The 17908-nt window shown below is 45.1% G+C and carries 17 protein-coding genes; 14 read left to right on the top strand and 3 right to left on the bottom strand.

Features of this window, described 5'->3' with window-relative positions; genetic code table 11:
* Positions 1–18: 18 nt before the first annotated feature.
* The 3 genes from JQM82_RS06235 to JQM82_RS06225 all read left to right on the top strand — a co-directional run bounded on the left by JQM82_RS06235 (position 19) and on the right by JQM82_RS06225 (position 1819).
* A complete protein-coding gene (locus JQM82_RS06235) occupies positions 19–651 on the top strand; it encodes a hypothetical protein (protein WP_235249205.1) in 633 nt (210 codons plus the stop codon).
* A gap of 111 nt (positions 652–762) precedes the next feature.
* Positions 763–1506, top strand: a complete 744-nt coding sequence (locus JQM82_RS06230) for an AzlC family ABC transporter permease (RefSeq protein ID WP_235249204.1) — start codon at positions 763–765, stop codon at positions 1504–1506.
* On the top strand, positions 1487–1819 hold the full coding sequence (locus tag JQM82_RS06225) for a branched-chain amino acid transporter permease (RefSeq protein ID WP_235249202.1): 333 nt from the start codon (positions 1487–1489) through the stop codon (positions 1817–1819). Before JQM82_RS06230 ends, JQM82_RS06225 begins: the two co-directional genes overlap by 20 nt.
* Positions 1820–1831: 12 nt before the next feature.
* Here the strand turns inward: JQM82_RS06225 and JQM82_RS06220 are convergent, their stop codons facing one another.
* Positions 1832–2482 carry a flavin reductase gene (locus JQM82_RS06220; protein ID WP_235249201.1) on the bottom strand — a complete coding sequence of 217 codons (651 nt, stop codon included), beginning with the start codon at positions 2480–2482 and terminating at the stop codon, positions 1832–1834.
* Positions 2483–2625: 143 nt separating this feature from the next.
* Between JQM82_RS06220 and argS the strand changes: the two genes are divergently transcribed.
* From argS to JQM82_RS06200, 4 genes are all read left to right on the top strand, one after another.
* Positions 2626–4392, top strand: coding sequence for an arginine--tRNA ligase (gene argS / locus JQM82_RS06215; protein WP_235249199.1), 1767 nt, complete (start codon positions 2626–2628; stop codon positions 4390–4392).
* A 7-nt stretch (positions 4393–4399) separates the two neighbouring features.
* The gene (locus JQM82_RS06210; protein ID WP_235249198.1) at positions 4400–5545 is read left to right on the top strand and encodes an alanyl-tRNA editing protein; all 1146 of its coding nucleotides are present in this window, start codon (positions 4400–4402) and stop codon (positions 5543–5545) included.
* Positions 5546–5692: 147 nt separating this feature from the next.
* Positions 5693–6343: a MerR family transcriptional regulator gene (locus tag JQM82_RS06205; RefSeq protein ID WP_235249197.1), complete on the top strand. Its 651-nt coding sequence runs from the start codon at positions 5693–5695 to the stop codon at positions 6341–6343.
* Positions 6324–6638 (top strand): YbjQ family protein, encoded by a 315-nt coding sequence (locus tag JQM82_RS06200; protein ID WP_235249196.1) that lies wholly within the window; start codon positions 6324–6326, stop codon positions 6636–6638. Before JQM82_RS06205 ends, JQM82_RS06200 begins: the two co-directional genes overlap by 20 nt.
* 94 nt (positions 6639–6732) lie before the next feature.
* On the opposite strand, the gene JQM82_RS06195 is transcribed toward JQM82_RS06200, so the two are convergent.
* Positions 6733–7350: a TetR/AcrR family transcriptional regulator gene (locus JQM82_RS06195; RefSeq protein WP_235249195.1), complete on the bottom strand. Its 618-nt coding sequence runs from the start codon at positions 7348–7350 to the stop codon at positions 6733–6735.
* A 170-nt stretch (positions 7351–7520) separates the two neighbouring features.
* On the opposite strand from JQM82_RS06195, the gene JQM82_RS06190 reads away from it, so the two are divergent.
* The 7 genes from JQM82_RS06190 (at position 7521) to JQM82_RS06160 (ending at position 16940) form a co-directional block, all read left to right on the top strand.
* Positions 7521–9596 (top strand): efflux RND transporter permease subunit, encoded by a 2076-nt coding sequence (locus JQM82_RS06190; protein ID WP_235249194.1) that lies wholly within the window; start codon positions 7521–7523, stop codon positions 9594–9596.
* A gap of 11 nt (positions 9597–9607) precedes the next feature.
* On the top strand, positions 9608–11701 hold the full coding sequence (locus JQM82_RS06185; RefSeq protein ID WP_235249193.1) for a hypothetical protein: 2094 nt from the start codon (positions 9608–9610) through the stop codon (positions 11699–11701).
* 341 nt (positions 11702–12042) lie between these two features.
* The gene (locus tag JQM82_RS06180) at positions 12043–12801 is read left to right on the top strand and encodes a class I SAM-dependent DNA methyltransferase (RefSeq protein ID WP_235249192.1); all 759 of its coding nucleotides are present in this window, start codon (positions 12043–12045) and stop codon (positions 12799–12801) included.
* Positions 12802–12876: 75 nt separating this feature from the next.
* Positions 12877–13752 carry an Hsp33 family molecular chaperone HslO gene (hslO, locus tag JQM82_RS06175; protein ID WP_235249190.1) on the top strand — a complete coding sequence of 292 codons (876 nt, stop codon included), beginning with the start codon at positions 12877–12879 and terminating at the stop codon, positions 13750–13752.
* A 76-nt stretch (positions 13753–13828) separates the two neighbouring features.
* Positions 13829–15748 (top strand): NAD(+) synthase, encoded by a 1920-nt coding sequence (locus JQM82_RS06170; RefSeq protein ID WP_235249188.1) that lies wholly within the window; start codon positions 13829–13831, stop codon positions 15746–15748.
* Positions 15749–15771: 23 nt separating this feature from the next.
* Positions 15772–16191, top strand: coding sequence for a C-GCAxxG-C-C family protein (locus JQM82_RS06165; RefSeq protein WP_235249187.1), 420 nt, complete (start codon positions 15772–15774; stop codon positions 16189–16191).
* A gap of 68 nt (positions 16192–16259) precedes the next feature.
* Positions 16260–16940 carry a TIGR00266 family protein gene (locus tag JQM82_RS06160; RefSeq protein WP_235249186.1) on the top strand — a complete coding sequence of 227 codons (681 nt, stop codon included), beginning with the start codon at positions 16260–16262 and terminating at the stop codon, positions 16938–16940.
* Between the two features lie 79 nt (positions 16941–17019).
* Here JQM82_RS06160 and JQM82_RS06155 read toward each other — a convergent pair whose 3' ends face one another.
* Positions 17020–17712 (bottom strand): S1 RNA-binding domain-containing protein, encoded by a 693-nt coding sequence (locus JQM82_RS06155; protein ID WP_235249185.1) that lies wholly within the window; start codon positions 17710–17712, stop codon positions 17020–17022.
* Positions 17713–17908 lie beyond the last annotated feature (196 nt).

Below are 17908 nucleotides of genomic sequence, written 5' to 3'. Positions count from 1 at the left end.
TTCTATGGAGGTAGTCGTATGGAGGAAAAAAGAGATACTTCCGCCGGATACAGAAAGCAGAAAAGAAACAGGGCGGGAATACTGCTGATTCTGTTTTTTCTGGTATTTCTGGTAGGAACTGTCGGATTTGGCCTCACAGAAGCGAAAGAAGAAAAAGCACAGAAGATAAGTGAAAAGAAGCCGAAAGAAGAAAATTCCGGATGTGAATATATGGAGACGAATCCGCTTCAATCAGCCTTTGATCCGGAAGTAACCGATGCTGTAGAAGTATATTATGATTCTCTGAAAGACGAAAAGGAATTTGTAGAGACCTATGATCACATGCAGGTCTATACAAAACTCGGAAAGTACAAGGATACATATGTGGCGTTTGTCAGATATGATATGAAGATCAGAGACATCTATACGGAAGTGCCGGGATTGAGTACGGTATATGTGACGAAGGATGAGAATGGAATCTGTCAGGTTAGTGCGAACACTGAAGATGATGAAGTTGCATCTTACATTCAGAAGATCGCACAGCACGAAGATGTGCAGGCTCTCATAAGTGAGACGCAGCAGGCGTATCAGGAAGCGGTTCAGTCAGATGCGTTGTTGCAGGAGGCCCTCAGTGATCTGAAAGATGCTTATGAGAATTCCACCGGAAGTTGATAGAAGATTCAGAGCCGATTTCTGTAATAAGAAACAGGCTCTTTTTTTGTGTTTTCATCTGCCATATGCAGCAGAAAATATAATTATAAACAGTACAAAGGATGGTATGTGATGTCGGAATATAAATACGCATTTAAGAAAGCATTTCCTTATACGATACCGGTTCTGACCGGGTATCTGTTTATCGGGATTGCATTTGGAGTGATGTTTGCCGAAAAAGGATATTCCTTTCTGTGGGCGATCTTTATGAGTATCATGGTCTATGCTGGATCGGGACAATATCTTGCAGTAAATTTTTTTGCGCCGGGGGTGTCCTTTTTTCAGATGATCTTCATGACACTGATGGTAAATATCAGACATATATTTTATGGAATATCACTTCTGGATAAATTTAATCATATGGGAAAGAAGAGGTGGTATATGATCTTCGGCCTTACAGATGAAACGTATTCGCTGTTATGCACGACCAGAATTCCGGAAGGGGTGGATGAGGAAAAGTTCCTATTTGCAATCTCTCTTATGGATCAGGCTTACTGGGTCATCGGATCTGCCATCGGAGGACTTGCAGGAACATTGATTCCTTTTAATTCAGAAGGGATAGATTTTGCAATGACGGCTTTGTTCGTCGTAATATTTGTGGAGCAGTGGATGGACAATAAGAACCGGATTCCGGAGCTTATCGGTGTTGGAGCTTCATCTGTCTGTCTGCAGATCTTTGGGGCAGACCGGTTCGTGCTTCCGTCTATGATCTTGATTATTCTGGTGTTGTTTGTTTCCAGGACTAAACTGGAGGAAGAGAAAAAAGAAAACGATGCGAGAAAGGAGGGGATCAGGGATGCCGATCAGTGCAGTTAGATCCTTATTGATCATATTGGTGGTGGCTGCTGCAACATTTGCGACACGACTGGTTCCTTTTCTGATATTTCCGAAGGGAAAGGAGATTCCCAGGGTCGTACAGTATCTGGGAAAGGTACTGACTCCGGCCGTGATCGGAATGCTTGTAGTATACTGCCTGAAATCAACAACGATAATTGCTTATCCACACGGAATCCCGGAGCTGATTGCCGTACTGGTAACAGCCGTTCTGCACGTGTGGAAACGAAACAATCTGCTGAGTATCGGAGTTGGAACCGTACTCTACATGTTCCTGATCCAGGCAGTATTCTAGAACAATAAGCGCCTACTGCTTTTGGAATTTGTCTTTGCTCTGTTTACAGATCGGACATACGTAAGTATCAGGGAGTTCTTCAAATGGAACTTCTCCTTCGTATACATATCCGCAGATGCCGCATACCCATTTTTCAGATGTTAAAGCCTTGGAATCCTCTTCTTCCGGCTGATAGGAAGGAGCGTTTTTCGGGCTTTTTCCTTTGATTACGTTGTGGTAGTAAGCATATGTCATAGCAGGTTCGGACTTCAGGACATCGGCATCGATAACTTCCCCGAGAAATACCGTGTGTGTACTGGTCTCCATCTTGTCAATCACTTTACAGCAGATGTAACTGCAGGCATCGTTGACGATCGGAAGTCCGCTTTCGGTAAGGGTAAAGTCTACACCTGCAAATTTGAAAGTATCTTTACCGGACTGGAACCCGAATCTTCCGATCAAAGACGGATCAGACTGTTCAGACAGAATGGATACAGAGAATAATCCACTGTCTGCGATACAGGAATTGGTAAAGTTGTCATGGTTCATACTGACTGCGATGGTAGCAGGAGAAGAAGTGATCTGCATCACACTGTTGGCGATACACCCGGTACAGCGGCCATCATCCAGTGAAGAGATGACATATACACCATAGGATAAATTGCGAAATGCTTTTGTATTCATAAAAAACCTCCATATATTTAATAATAGTAATTGTTATTAATAATATATCACAGAATGGTATTTTTTGCAATATTTGTTTTAAGATATGGTTGTTGCTGTGGAATCCTTGTGTTAGAATAACTAAGATGAATGGAGGGAATCATATGAAGAAAATTATGGACCTGATTGCAGAAGAACTTGCAGAGGCATTTGAAAAGGCAGGATATGACCGGAAATATGCAAAAGTAACATTATCCAACAGGCCTGACCTGTGTGAATATCAGTGTAACGGTGCGATGGCCGGAGCAAAAACATATCACAAGGCTCCAATTATGATCGCTGAGGATGTAGTTGCTCTTTTGCAGGACAGCAGATGTCTGTCAGAGGCGGGTGCTGTGAAGCCGGGATTTATTAATATGAAACTGAAGGAAGAATATGTTGCGGATTATCTGAACCAGATGGAAGAGTCTTCGGATCTGGGACTGGAAAAGACAGAGAATCCGGAGATGATTGTCGTGGATTATGGTGGACCGAATGTGGCAAAGCCACTGCATGTCGGACATCTTCGTTCTGCGATTATCGGTGAAAGTGTAAAACGTATTTCCAGAAAAATGGGACACAAGGTTCTTGGAGATATTCATCTGGGTGATTGGGGATATCAGATGGGACTGATTATTACAGAACTGAAGGAACGTAAGCCGGAACTTCCGTATTTTGATGATGCTTTTGAGGGAGAATATCCGGAAGAAGCACCATTTACCATAGGAGAGCTGGAGGAGATCTATCCGACTGCAAGCGGCAGGGCAAAAGAGGATGAGGCTTACCGGGAAAATGCATTACATGCGACCTATCTTCTGCAGAACGGACACAGAGGATATACCGCGATCTGGAATCATATTATGCATGTGTCTGTGACGGATCTGAAGAAGAATTATGCGAATCTGAACGTGGATTTTGATCTGTGGAAGGGAGAGTCTGATGCACAGGCTTATATTCCGGATATGATTGAGCGTCTGAAAAAGGAAGGATATGCACATCAGGATCAGGGTGCGCTGGTCATTGACGTGCAGGAAGAGTCGGATACCAAAGAGATTCCGCCATGCATGATCCAGAAGTCTGATGGAGCGTCACTGTACGGAACAACGGATCTGGCAACGCTGGTACAGAGAGTGGAAGATTATCATCCGGACCGGATTATATATGTGGTAGACAAGCGTCAGGAACTTCATTTTGTACAGGTGTTCCGTGCTGCGAAAAAGACTGGAATCGTTCCGGAGGAGACAAGCCTTAAGTTCCTGGGATTTGGTACGATGAACGGAAAAGACGGAAAACCATTTAAGACCAGAGAAGGCGGAGTCATGCGTCTGGAGAATCTGATTGCAGAGATCAATGAGGAGATGTACCGTAAGATTGATGAAAACCGTACGGTAGAAGAGACGGAAGCAAAAGAGACCGCAAAGATTGTTGGTATGGCAGCGATCAAATACGGCGATCTGTCCAACCAGGCATCCAAGGATTATGTATTTGATGTAGACCGCTTTACTTCATTTGAAGGAAACACCGGACCGTACATTCTGTATACGATCGTCCGTATCAAATCGATTCTGAATAAATATCAGGCTTCCGGACATGAACTGGAAGGTCTTCTGATTGCAGGAGCAAAAAGTGACAGCGAGAAAGCGCTGATGCTGGAAGTGGTGAAATATAACGAAGTGATGGAAACGGCATTTGAAGAGCTGGCACCACATAAGATCTGTGCGTATATCTATGATCTTGCCAATGCATTTAACCGGTTCTATCATGAGACCCGGATCCTTGCAGAAGAGGATGAGGAAAAGCAGAAGAGTTACATCGCACTTCTGAAGGTGACAAAGAACGTTCTGGAAGCATGTATTGATGTTCTGGGATTTGAGGCGCCGGAGAGGATGTAGGAATAAGATGACAGAAAAGTTATACTATCAGGACAGTCACAGAAAGGAATTTCAGGCAACGGTCGTGTCCTGTGAACCTTATAAGCAGCAGTATCGGATTGTGCTTGACCGGACGGCGTTTTTCCCGGAAGGCGGCGGACAATATGCGGATACCGGGATGCTGGATGCGGTGAATATCACAGATGTCCATGAAAAGGACGGGATCATCTATCATACGGCAGACGCTCCGCTGGAGGCCGGAAGCAGGGTGACCGGACGGATTCACTGGGAAGAACGTTTTGAAAAGATGCAGCAGCACACCGGAGAACATATTGTGTCCGGGCTGGTACATAAAAGGTTTGGATATCAGAATGTGGGATTCCACCTGGGCAGTGATTATTGCACGATGGATTTTAATGGTCCGATTACAAAGGAAGAACTGCGTGAGATTGAACAAGAAGCCAATGAAGCTGTTTTTCAGAATCTGGATATTGAGGTGCTGTACCCAACGAAAGAAGAACTTGCAGAGATGGAATACAGAAGCAAGATAGAGATTGAGGGACAGGTGCGTATCGTGGTTGTTCCGGGATATGATGTGTGTGCATGCTGTGCGCCGCATGTGGATAAGACCGGAGAGATCGGCATGATCAAGCTGGTAAACATGATCAATTATAAAGGCGGAGAACGCATCACCATGCTGTGTGGAAGAAGAGCACTCCGGGATTATGAAAAGAAAGAGGAAAGTACGAAAGCAATCTCAGCGATGCTGTGTGCAAAGGAATATGAAGTTGCCGAAGCTGTGGAACATCTGAAGGAAGAGCAGGCAAGCCTGAAGAGTCAGTGTGCGACTCTTTGGCAGAAGTTACTTTCTTATCAGGCGAATGAGGTTGTGATTGAAGACGGGATTACGGCAGTATTTGAACCTTCCCTTAGCGGGAATCTTCCTAGAGAGATGATGAATCTTCTGCTTGACCGGGGAGCAAAGATCTGTGCAGTATTTACCGGATCAGATGAAGTCGGATACCGTTATGTGATCGGCAGTCGAAGCGAGGATGTGCGTCCGCTGAGTAAGAGACTGAATGCAGCATTTGACGGCAGAGGCGGCGGAAAACCGGAGATGGTACAGGGATCCATGAAGGGGACAGAGCGTGCGATCCGTGAGATGATCGATTAGAATACAGGAGAAACCGCAGAAAGTGAGCAATAAAAAAGTTTCATTTTCTGCGATTTTTTTGTATCAGAAAAAAATAAAATATTTTTTAACAAATCCTTGACCTTCCTCTTTGTGGAAGGTGTAGGGTAATGTCATGGAGGTGAGGGAATGAGAATTAATGAGGTGGAGCAGCTTGTGGATATCACGAAGAAAAATATTCGTTTTTATGAACAGCAGGGACTTCTGAATCCGTCCCGCAATGAAGCGAATCGATATCGTGAGTATTCGGAACAGGACGTTGAATGTCTGAAGAAGATCAAGCTTCTTCGCAAACTCGCTGTTCCAATCAGTGAGATCCGGAGAATGGAAGAAGCCAATCTTCCACTGGAAGACTGCCTGAAGCGTCACCTGATCACACTGGAAAGAGAAGAAAAGAATCTGGAGAAGATGAAAGAACTGTGCCATGATATGGTAGGACAGGAAGAAAATTATGCAGATCTTAATGCAGATATGTATCTCAGGAGAATGGAACAGCTGGAAAAAGGAGGTGTATCATTTGTGAATGCAAAACAGGCAGACAAGATCACGAAAAAGAAAAAGGCATTTTTGGCAGGTGGCATCATGATTCTTCTGATGCTCGCACTGATCGGAATATTCGCATGGTGTACCTGGGGACTTGCAGAAGATCCCATGCCGGTACCGTTGTTCCTGATCATGGGAGGAATTCCGGCAGTGATCATCATAGGAATCATATTGTCATTAAAAGAACGAATGAAAGAGATTGAAGGAGGAGAATTATATGAAGCTGCTAAATATTGATTATATTCCGGGAAAAGAGATTGAAGATCTGGGAATGGTAAAAGGAACGGTTGTAATGAGTAAAAATATCGGAAAAGACTTTATGGCCGGTATGAAAACGCTTGTAGGAGGAGAACTTGTCGGATATACGGAAATGCTTAATGAAGCACGGCAGATTGCGATTAAGCGTATGGTAGATGAAGCAGAAGCATTGAACGCAGATGCAGTGCTTAACATTCGTTACGGATCTTCTTCCCTGATGCAGGGAGCGGCAGAAGTTGTCGCATATGGAACTGCAGTAAAGATTAAGGAATAATGATGAGAAAGAGAGACTGTTGCAAAGTATGGATGTATCCCTCTGTGAGATATATCATTCCATATGTTTGCAACAGTCTCTTCTTGTATGGATATCACTTCTGATCGGAATGAAGGACACGGTGACTTGCAATAATAAGACGTACGGTCCGGTACAGAAATGGCTTGTATTCCTCAATTGGAAGCGGTTCTCCGTACAGGATGGAATTATAGCAGGTGGATCCCGCCAGTTCCACAATGGTAAACAGCATCACATTCACATCTTGGTATTCATAAGAATCCTGGCGGACCATCTCCAGATATCTGTCATTAAAGGATTCGTCGGAGTCTTCCTCTTCGGACCAGAAGGCTGTTTTTAAGGCTCCCATGACCAGATTTTTTGAAATGAAATTCAGGAGCGGGAGGTCACCTTTCAGAAGATCAAGAATATAGTCGATGATGAAGATCATCCGGTCCTCCAGGCTTTTTTTCCCGGAAGCGTCCAGAGCCTTCCAGGCAGCATCGAACAATTCCTTGGTTTTGTGTGCGATCAGTTTGTTTTTGATATCATACTTGTCTTTAAAATAAAGATAGAAGGTTCCTTTGGCAACACCTGCTTCGTTGACAATGTCTGAAATAGCAGTTGCATGAATACCCTTTGTGGTAAACAGTCGATAAGCGGTGTTAAAAAGAGCTTCTTTCTTTTTTTTCTTTTTTTCTTCTAATTTTCCCATAATATGTCGTCTCCCGTTGTGGACAGATTACCATGTTTTTCTGGATTTTACAATAGCATAACAAAAAAATGACCGATAGTCAAAAAAAGTATTGACTATTGGTCATTTTTGTAGTATAGTGCATACGATGAAAATGACTAATGGTCATAAATGAAAGGAAGCATACAGTTATGGTGAAGTTTGGAAAGAAAATCGTAAAGTACAGAGTAACGATTCTGATACTCAGTGTCTTACTTCTGATTCCGTCTGTATGGGGATATGTGCACACCAGAATTAATTATGATGTACTGACATATCTTCCCGAAGATATTGAAACCATGCAGGGACAGGAGATCATGACGGAGGACTTTGGAATCGGTGCGTTTTCCATGCTGATGGTAGACGGTATGGAGGATAAAGATGTTGCAAAGTTAAAAGAAAAGGTGGAACAGGTGGATGGAGTGGCCAAAGTGATGTGGTATGACTCTGCCGCAGATATTTCGATTCCGCAGAGCATGCTGCCGGATACTCTCTATGATGTATACAATACAGATCAGGGTACGATGATGGCGGTGTTCTTTGAAGGGGGAACCTCTTCAGACGAGACCATGGAAGCCGTTACGCAGATCCGGAAGGTGACGGGAGAGCAGTGCTTCTTAAGCGGAATGTCGGCAATCGTGCAGGATACCAAGGAGCTGGCGGAAAGGGAGACCCCTCTGTATGTGCTGATCGCGGTTCTGTTGTCAGCGCTGGTGCTGGCGCTTACCATGGATTCCTTCTTTGTGCCGATCCTTTTTCTGCTCAGTATCGGAATGGCAATCGTTTACAACCTGGGCAGCAATGTGTTCTTCGGGGAGATCTCTTATATTACGAAGGCGCTGGCTGCAGTTCTGCAGCTCGGGGTTACGATGGATTACTCCATTTTCCTGATGCACAGCTATGAGGAGCAGCAGGTGCGATATGACGGAGATAAAGAGCGGGCAATGGCACATGCGATCTCGCAGACATTTTCCTCTGTGATCGGCAGTTCGGTCACGACGATTGCCGGCTTTGTCGCACTTTGTTTCATGAGCTTTACTTTGGGAAAAGATATCGGAATCGTGATGTCAAAAGGTGTCATGTTTGGTGTGATCACCTGTGTAACGGTGTTGCCGTCCATGATCCTGTGCTGCGATAAACTGATTGACAAGACGAAGCACAGGCCTTTACTTCCGAATATCAGTAAGATATCGGATAAAGTGACAAAAAAATATCCGGTGTATGTCGTTTTGTTCCTTGTACTTCTGTTCCCGGCAATCTATGGCAATCATCATACAAGCGTATACTATAATCTGGATGAGTCTCTGCCAGAGGATCTTCCGAGTGTCATTGCCAATACGAAATTAAAGGAAGACTACAAGATGAATACCACGCATATGATTCTGGTAGACAGTTCTCTTCCGGCGTATGAGGTGAACCGGATGGTCAGGGAGATTGATAAGGTAGATGGTGTAAAATGGGTTCTCGGACTGGATGAGCTGGTGGGTCCCGGAATTCCGTCGGATATGATCCCGGACTCGATCAGCAGTATGCTGAAAAATGATCAGTATCAGTTGCTCATGGTCAATTCGGAATACAAGGTGGCGTCAGATCAAGTCAATCGGCAGATTGAAAAGATCGATGAGATCCTGGATCGCTATGATGAAACGGCGATGCTGGTGGGAGAAGGCCCTCTGACAAAGGATCTGATCACGATCACGGATACAGATTTTAAGCGAGTAAGTGCGGTGTCGATAGGAATCGTCTTCCTGATCATTCTGATTTTGTTCCGTTCGGTAACGTTGCCGGTCATCCTGGTCGGTGTCATTGAGTTTGCCATCTTTGTGAACATGGGAATTCCGTTCTATACCGGTACGAAGCTTCCATTTGTAGCGTCCATCGTCATCGGAACCATTCAGCTCGGTGCAACGGTCGATTATGCGATTCTGATGACAACAAGATATAAGAGGGAAAGAAATCACGGAGCAGGCAAATACGATGCGATCACAACGGCACACAAGTTTTCTGCACAGTCGATCATCGTCAGTGCATTTAGCTTCTTTGCTGCAACGATTGGTGTCGGACTGTATTCGAATATTGATATGATCAGTTCGCTCTGCATTCTGATGGCAAGAGGCGCACTGATCAGCATGATCGTGGTAGTATTCGTTCTTCCGTCGATGTTTATGGTATTTGATAGAGTCATTGTAAAAACAAGCAAAGACTTTCTTCCAAAGAAAGAAGCTTAGGAGGTATATCAATGAAAAAAATTATGAAAAAAATTATGAAAAAAAGAGTGTTTGCGGGATCCATGGCGGCAGTGATGACAGCTGCGATGACCGGAACCTGTATCTGTCAGAATTCCCTGAATGTGAAAGCCGGGGATAAAAAAGAAGATGTTGAGGAATTAAAGGAAACGGCGCAGAAGGTGCTGGGAGATAGTATGGCGTCTGATTCCGGAGAAGTATACAAGGATGAATCTGTATATGTAAAGGCGGATACTTCCGGAAATGTAAACAGCACAACGGTTACGGAGTGGCTGAAGAATCCGGGAAAAGGAACATTTGCGGATACTTCGGAACTAAAAGATATAAAAAATATCAAGGGTGAGGAAGTCTTTCAGGAAAGCGGCAGTGGACTGCTTACATGGGAAGCCGATGGAAAGGACATTTATTATCAGGGAACGACAGAAAAAGAGATGCCTGTGGAAGTAAAGATTTCCTATAAGCTGGATGGAAAAGAAATCGAACCGGAAGATCTTCAGGGAAAGGACGGAAAAGTAGAGATTACCTTTGATTATGAGAATAACTCAAAACAACTGGCGGATGTGAACGGGGAACAGGAGGAGATGTATACACCGTTTACCATGGTAACGGCTCTGATGCTTCCGACGGACGAATATCAGAATGTTACGATCGATCACGGAAAGATCATATCCGACGCAGATAAGAATATTGTTGTTGGCATTGCTTTTCCGGGACTTGAGGAAAATCTGAAGCTGGAAGGGACAGACTTCGAGATTCCTGACAGTGTTACGATCACAGCAGATGTGGAAAATGCATCTGTCGGACCGACGATTACGGTAGCATCCAGTGAGATCCTGGATCAGTTTGACTTCAGTGATGTCAAAGACTTTGACGGTCTGGAAGACTCGGTGGAGGAGCTGGAAAATGCCGCAGATCAGCTGGTAGACGGCTCCAGGGATGCATCGGATGGCTCAAGAGCTTTATCGGATGGCTCCGGAACACTCGTTGATGGAACCGAGGCACTTGCGGATGGCATTTATACATTGAATGAGAAAAGTGGTTCTCTGATCGGCGGCGTCAGTGCTCTGGCGAACGGAGTATCTGCATATACAGATGGTGTGGGAACGCTGGCGCAGGGAAGTCAGGAACTGAAAGCCGGAGCGGATGCGCTGAAGGCCGGAGCAGCGGGCGCACAGGAAGGAATCAAAGCGGCAAAAGCCGGAACAGATCAGCTGGCAGCAGGTTATACAGACGAGGAAAGTGGAGCAGTCGCAGGTGCCAATGCGCTGTGTGCAGGAGTTGAGCAGTTAAGCGACAGTCTGGGAAACGCATCTTCCATCGGCTTGACGGAGGAGCAGAAAGCTATGATCACAGGTATGGCCGCACAGATGGCGCAGACAGCAGCAGATGCCATGCCGGAAGAGGCATTTCCAAGTGCAGAAGCAAAGCAGATGTATGTCAGCAATCTGAGCGCGGGATATGCCAATGTGCTTATGCAGCAGTTTACGAATACAATGAATACCACAGCAGATGTAGTAAAACAACAGATCAAAAGTAATGTCGATGCACAGCTGCTCCCTGGTGCACAGCGTCTTTGTGCGGGAATCGGAACATTGAGCGAAGGGACACTGGCACTTCAACAGGGGCTGAATCAGCTCTATGCAGGAAGCGATGCGCTGGTACAGGGAACAGACAGTCTTTGTCAGGGAACAGCCGCACTTCAGCAGGGAGCAGAGCAATTGGATCAGAACAGTGAAAGCTTAAGATCCGGTTCGGCAGCATTGAAGGAGGGAAGCATGCAGCTTGTCGGTGGAGTACAAAAACTCTCATCCGGTGCTTCCCAGGTGGCGTCCGGAGCAGGAGAACTGTCGGATGGAGCAGGAGCACTTGCAGAAGGGAATCTGGCACTTGCAGAAGGCATGGCAGAATTCAAAACTTCCGGTATCGATCAGCTGACAGATATCTTTCACGGAGATATCCAGAATGTAACGGCAAGACTGGAAGCAATGACAAAGCTGGGGCAGGACTATCGGTCATTTGCCGGAATCAGAGACGGCATGAAGGGAAGCACCAGATTCATCATCGAGACAGAAGGTTTAGATAAATAATATGTGATTATATTGGATAGGAGTCAGAGGATTGTAAGATGTCTGAAGAGATGTTTTACAATCTTCTTTTGCTGTTTGCAGAAGCCAGAAGCAAGATAAAGAGAACGCCTTGCCAAGATATGGACTTGTTTTTTGTATGGTTGTTCAAAGAAAAAGCAGATAGATACAAGAAAAGATAAGAATCTATCTGCTGAAAGGAAAAGTCTTTCTTAATATATTGGATAAACGCTTCGTATCATGTTATAATGTGCAGGAGATTACAGAAACTTATTGATGATAATGAGATTTACAGACTTGTGAATGCTACGGATGATACAAAGAGGACGAAAGGAAGGAACGGCATGGAGGCTTATACAAGTTTTGCCGAGGTGTATGATACATTCATGGATAATGTGCCTTATGAAGAGTGGGCGGATTATCTGACAGAGAAGTTAAGAGAATATGGGATCGAGGATGGTCTGGTGCTGGAGCTTGGCTGTGGCACCGGTAGTATGACGGAACTTCTTGCAGAAGCCGGTTACGATATGATCGGAGTGGATAATTCAGAAGACATGCTGGAGCTTGCACTGGAAAAACGGATGGAAAGCGGACATGATATCCTGTATCTTCAGCAGAATATGCAGGAATTTGAATTATATGGTACGGTAAGAGCTGTGATAAGCGTCTGTGATTCCGTCAATTATGTGACAGAAGAAGACGAACTTACAGAAGTGTTCCGTCTGGTCAATAATTATCTGGATCCGCAGGGAATCTTTTTGTTTGATTTTAATACGGAGTATAAGTACCGGGAGATTCTGGGGGAACAGGTGATTGCAGAAGAACGGGAAGCATGCAGCTTTATCTGGGATAACTTTTATGACAGTCAGGAAGAGATTAATGAGTATGAACTGACTCTGTTTGTGCAGAGTGAAGATGATCCTGAACTGTACCGGAAATATCAGGAAACGCACTATCAGAAGGCTTATACACTGGAGAAGATTAAGAATATGCTGGAAGCAGCAGGGCTTCAGTATCTGGGTGCATATGATGATTATACGAAAAAGGCGCCGATGTATAATAGTGAGCGTATCTGTGTCATCGCACAGGAACGCGGAAAATAAGCAGAAACACAGTATATGTAAAAAGAATATTGAACATAGAGATATGAATAGTAGAAAGAAAAGAGGAAGATTATCATGAAAGATTATATTGTCAGAGCAACTGCAGCAAACGGACAGGTCAGAGCGTTTGCGGCAACAACAAGGCAGGTGGTGGAGACTGCCAGAGAACATCACAATACAAGCCCGGTAGCGACCGCTGCACTGGGGAGACTTCTGACTGCCGGTGCGATGATGGGAAGTATGATGAAAAATGACACGGATATGCTGACCATTCAGATTCGTGGAGATGGACCGCTTGGGGGAATCACCGTCACGGCAGACAGTCATGCCAATGTAAAGGGATATGTGAACAATCCGGATGTGGTTCTGCCTCCGAAGAACGGCAAACTGGATGTGGGCGGTGCAGTCGGAATCGGCCTGATTCAGGTGATCAAGGATCTGGGGCTGAAGGAACCTTATTCCGGTCAGACCATTCTTGTGACCAGCGAGATTGCGGAGGATCTGACGTATTATTTTGCCAATTCGGAACAGGTTCCTTCTTCGGTAGGACTGGGAGTCCTGATGGAAAAGGATAATACAGTCAAATGTGCCGGCGGATTCATTATTCAGATGATGCCGTTTGCAACGGATGAAACGATCAGCCAGATTGAAGAAAATCTGAAACATGTGACCTCTGTTACCAACCTTCTGGAGCAGGGATATACACCGGAACAGCTGCTGGAGACGCTGCTTGGCAATGTAGGACTTGAGATTACGGATACGATTCCGACACAGTTTTACTGCAATTGTTCCAAGGAAAGGGTAGAGCAGGCGGTTGTCAGTGTAGGGAAAAAAGATATTCAGGAAATGATTGATGAAGGAAAGCCGATAGAAGTAAAGTGCTTCTTCTGTAATACTGCTTATCAGTATACGGTGGAAGAATTGAAGCAGATCATTAAGCGCAGCAGATGATATTAAAGAAATAAAATATGATATAAATATAAGCTGATAATACAAGAAGCATGCCAGAGCGCAGGGAGGAAGAAGGATGAACCAGGGATTTGTAAAAGTTGCGGCAGTAACTCCGGATATCCGGGTTGCAGATACCGCATATAATACGGAAAATATCTGTCGCATGATAGATGAAACCGTAAAAGAAGGTGCGAAAATCATTGTATTTCCGGAACTTTGTGTAACCGGATATACTTGTAGTGATCTGTTTACACAGGATATTCTGCTGCAGGATGCAAGAAAAGCAATGTTTGAGATCGCAGAGTATACGACCGGAAAGGATGCGTTGATCTTTGTAGGACTTCCAATGGCTGTGGACGGGGAACTCTACAATGTGGCAGCAGCACTGAATCAGGGAAAAATCCTTGGGCTTACGACGAAAAGTTTCCTTCCAAATTATGGAGAATTTTACGAAATGCGTCAGTTCCGCCGCGGTCCGGGAAAGGCGCGGATGATCTGCCTGAACGGGCAGGAGATTCCGTTTGGACCGCAGTTATTATTTGCGGCGGAAGGGATGGAAGAACTGATCGTATCCGCAGAGATCTGTGAGGATGTGTGGTCTCCGATCCCGCCAAGTATTCAGGCGGCGAGAGAAGGAGCGACTGTGATCGTCAACTGTTCCGCGAGCGATGAGACGATTGGAAAAGCTTCCTACAGAAGAAGCCTGATCGAGGGACAGTCCGCGAGACTGATCTGCGGATATATCTACGCCAATGCAGGAGAAGGGGAATCAACAACGGACCTGGTATTTGGCGGTCATAATATCATTGCTGAGAATGGAACGACCCTTGCAAAGAGCAAACGTTTTGAGAACAGTGCGATCTATACAGAAATAGACGTCAAGAGACTGCTCAGTGAGAGAAGGAAGAATACGACATTCCAGACCGCAGAAGAAAAAACACTGATGCGGATTCCATTTGAAATTACGATAGAAGAAACAAAGCTTACCAGAGTATTTTCATCCAGACCATTCGTCCCCAGTGTTATGAGCGAAAGAACGAAACGATGTGAAGAGATTCTCACCATTCAGGCAATGGGACTAAAAAAACGTCTGGCGCATGCGCATGCAAAGAGCGCAGTGGTCGGTATATCAGGAGGACTGGATTCCACACTGGCACTTCTGGTGAGTGCAAAAGCATTTGATGCTCTGGGAATGGACCGGAAAGGAATCGTGGCTGTAACGATGCCATGCTTTGGAACGACAGACAGAACGTATCAGAATGCATGCAAGATGTCACAGAAGCTTGGGGCAACGCTTCGTGAGATTCCGGTTGGAGCAGCAGTAGAACAGCATTTCAGAGATATCGGACATGATCCGGAGGACCACAGTGTCACGTATGAGAATTCACAGGCACGTGAGAGAACGCAGGTGTTGATGGATGTAGCCAACCAGGAGGGTGGTATCGTTATCGGAACCGGTGATATGTCAGAGCTTGCGCTTGGATGGGCAACCTACAACGGTGATCATATGTCCATGTACGGAGTCAATGCTTCCGTTCCGAAGACGCTTGTCAGACATCTGGTACATTATTATGCAGATACCTGCGAGGATGAGGAATTGAAGCGGGTGCTTTATGATGTGCTGGATACCCCGGTAAGTCCGGAACTTCTTCCGCCGAAGGACGGTGAGATCGCACAGAAGACAGAAGACCTGGTGGGACCGTATGAGCTTCATGACTTTTATTTATATTATCTTCTGCGTTTTGGATATGAGCCGAGCAAGATCTATCGGATCGCAAGATATGCATTTGCCGGGGAGTATGATGATGCGACCATCTATAAATGGCTGTATACATTCTGTCGAAGATTCTTCATACAGCAGTTCAAACGTTCCTGTCTGCCGGATGGTCCGAAGGTTGGTACAGTTGCGCTGTCTCCAAGAGGAGACTGGAGAATGCCAAGTGATGCATGCGCGGCGGGATGGCTTCGTGATCTGGAGAGGGTGAAACCTGAGTAAATGTGGAAAGAAGGAATGAGAGTATGAAAGCAAAGAAAGAGATTGCAGTTACAAAGTTTAAACAGGGATATAACTGCTGTCAGGCAGTCGTCTGCGCATATTGTGAAGAGTGCGGCGTAAAAGAAGAGGATGCATTTCGTATGGCAGAAGGGTTCGGATCCGGAATGGGAGGACTGAAGGATACCTGCGGAGCAGTAACGGGGATGCTTCTTACGATTGGTCTGGCCAACAGCGCCGGAGATATGGAGCATCCGATGAAGACAAAAGCAGATACATACCGGAAATTCCGTGAATCAGCTGCGAAATTCAAAGAAGAGAATGGCTCCATCTACTGTCGGGACCTGAAGAATATGGATGGGCCTCAGCCTTTGGTATGCTGTATCAAATGTGTGGAGGACGCGGCAGCGATTATAGATGAGATGTTTGCAGACAGGGAAGTATAGCATCTGGGAGAAGATGTTGGAATTATATATATTAAAAAGATTATATATCATAAAAAGGAGGAAAGAAGATGCGGTATCAGATTTTAGGGGAGACTCTGCCGGTTGTGGTATGTCAACTTGAGGCAGGAGAGAAGATGGTCACAGAGCGAGGCTCTATGGCATGGATGTCGCCGAATATGAAGATGGAGACATCGACCAACGGAGGACTCGGGAAGGCATTTGGCAGAATGTTCTCCGGAGAAGCAATGTTCCAAAACATCTATACGGCACAGGGAGGGCTTGGACAGATCGCATTTGCATCCAGTTTTCCGGGGACCATTCGTCCGTTTGAAATTGGATCCGGACAGGAATATATCTTCCAGAAGAAAACATTTCTTGCTGCGGAAGCGGGAGTGGAATTGTCTGTTCACTTCCAGAAAAAAGTGGCATCTGGACTGTTCGGAGGTGAAGGATTCATTCTGCAGAGAGTATCCGGACATGGGATTGCATTTGCAGAATTCGACGGACATGTCGTGGAATACGAACTGCAGCCGGGACAGCAGATCGTCATTGATTCCGGATATCTTGCAGCAATGACGGCGAGCTGCAGCATGGATATTCAGACCGTACCGGGGCTTAAGAATATGGTGTTCGGCGGAGAAGGTCTGTTTAATACGGTTGTTACGGGACCGGGACATATCTGGCTTCAGACGATGCCGATCAGCAGTGTGGCCGGTGCTTTAAGACCATATATGCCGACTGGTAATTAATGATATTGAAATAAGTGATAAAAATCGGGTGCCCGAAAAGCCATGAAATGGATTGCAGGACACCCGATCTGTATATGCTTTATAATTTCAGATTCTTAAAAAGATCTCCAAGGCTGGTTCCGATATTTTCTGCCTTTGGAATGACAACTTTTTCTTCCGGTTCTTCCGGAATCTCTTCCAGAGCCTTCATGCTCAGACTGATCTTGCCGTCTTTGATTCCGATGATTTTAACCTGAACTTCATCTCCGGAATTCAATACATCTTTTGGAGACTTTACACGTTTCTGGCTGATCTGGGATACATGTACCAGACCGGACAGTCCGTTTTCCAGACGGATGAAAGCACCGTAATCCTGAAGGCTTTCCACCTTGCCGCTGACAACACTGCCAACTTTTACGCTGGCAAGTTTTTCTTCCATTGCCTTTTTCTCCTGTTCTTTCAGAATCTCACGCGCAGAAAGAATCAGGCGGTTTTCTGCCTCATCTACATCTATGACTCTGACTTCCATATCCTTTAACAGATAAGATTCCAGATCTTCAATGTAAGATAAAGAAAGCTTGGATGCAGGAATAAATCCACGCAGTCCTTCAACCATGGCGATTGCACCGCCATTGACAATTCCTTCGATCTTAACCGGCAGGTTGGTTCCTTTCTCCATATAGGATTCTACAAGTCTCCATGGATTCGCATCATCGAAGTGTTCTTCCAGGTCTGCCATTGTCTCAACAGCCTCTTCCAGTTTGATTTCTTCTTGTAATAATTCTTCGCTCATTGTATTATTCCCTTTCTCGGTATTAAGAGCTATATGCCTGAAAGCACACGCTCTTGCATGCTAATTTCAGTATAGCATAAAATGGCAATGATATCCAAAGAAAATATGCAGATCAGAAAAAATATGTATTTCGGAAAATAAATATGGTTGACGAAATCAAAAAAAAATGGCAAGCTTATTTTAGTATCGATAGAAA

It is taken from the genome of Faecalicatena contorta (genome assembly GCF_021531995.1).
Lineage (GTDB): Bacteria > Bacillota > Clostridia > Lachnospirales > Lachnospiraceae > Dorea_A > Dorea_A contorta_A.
Note: the sequence above shows the minus strand (reverse complement) of the source record. Positions and strands in the feature narration are given on the sequence as shown.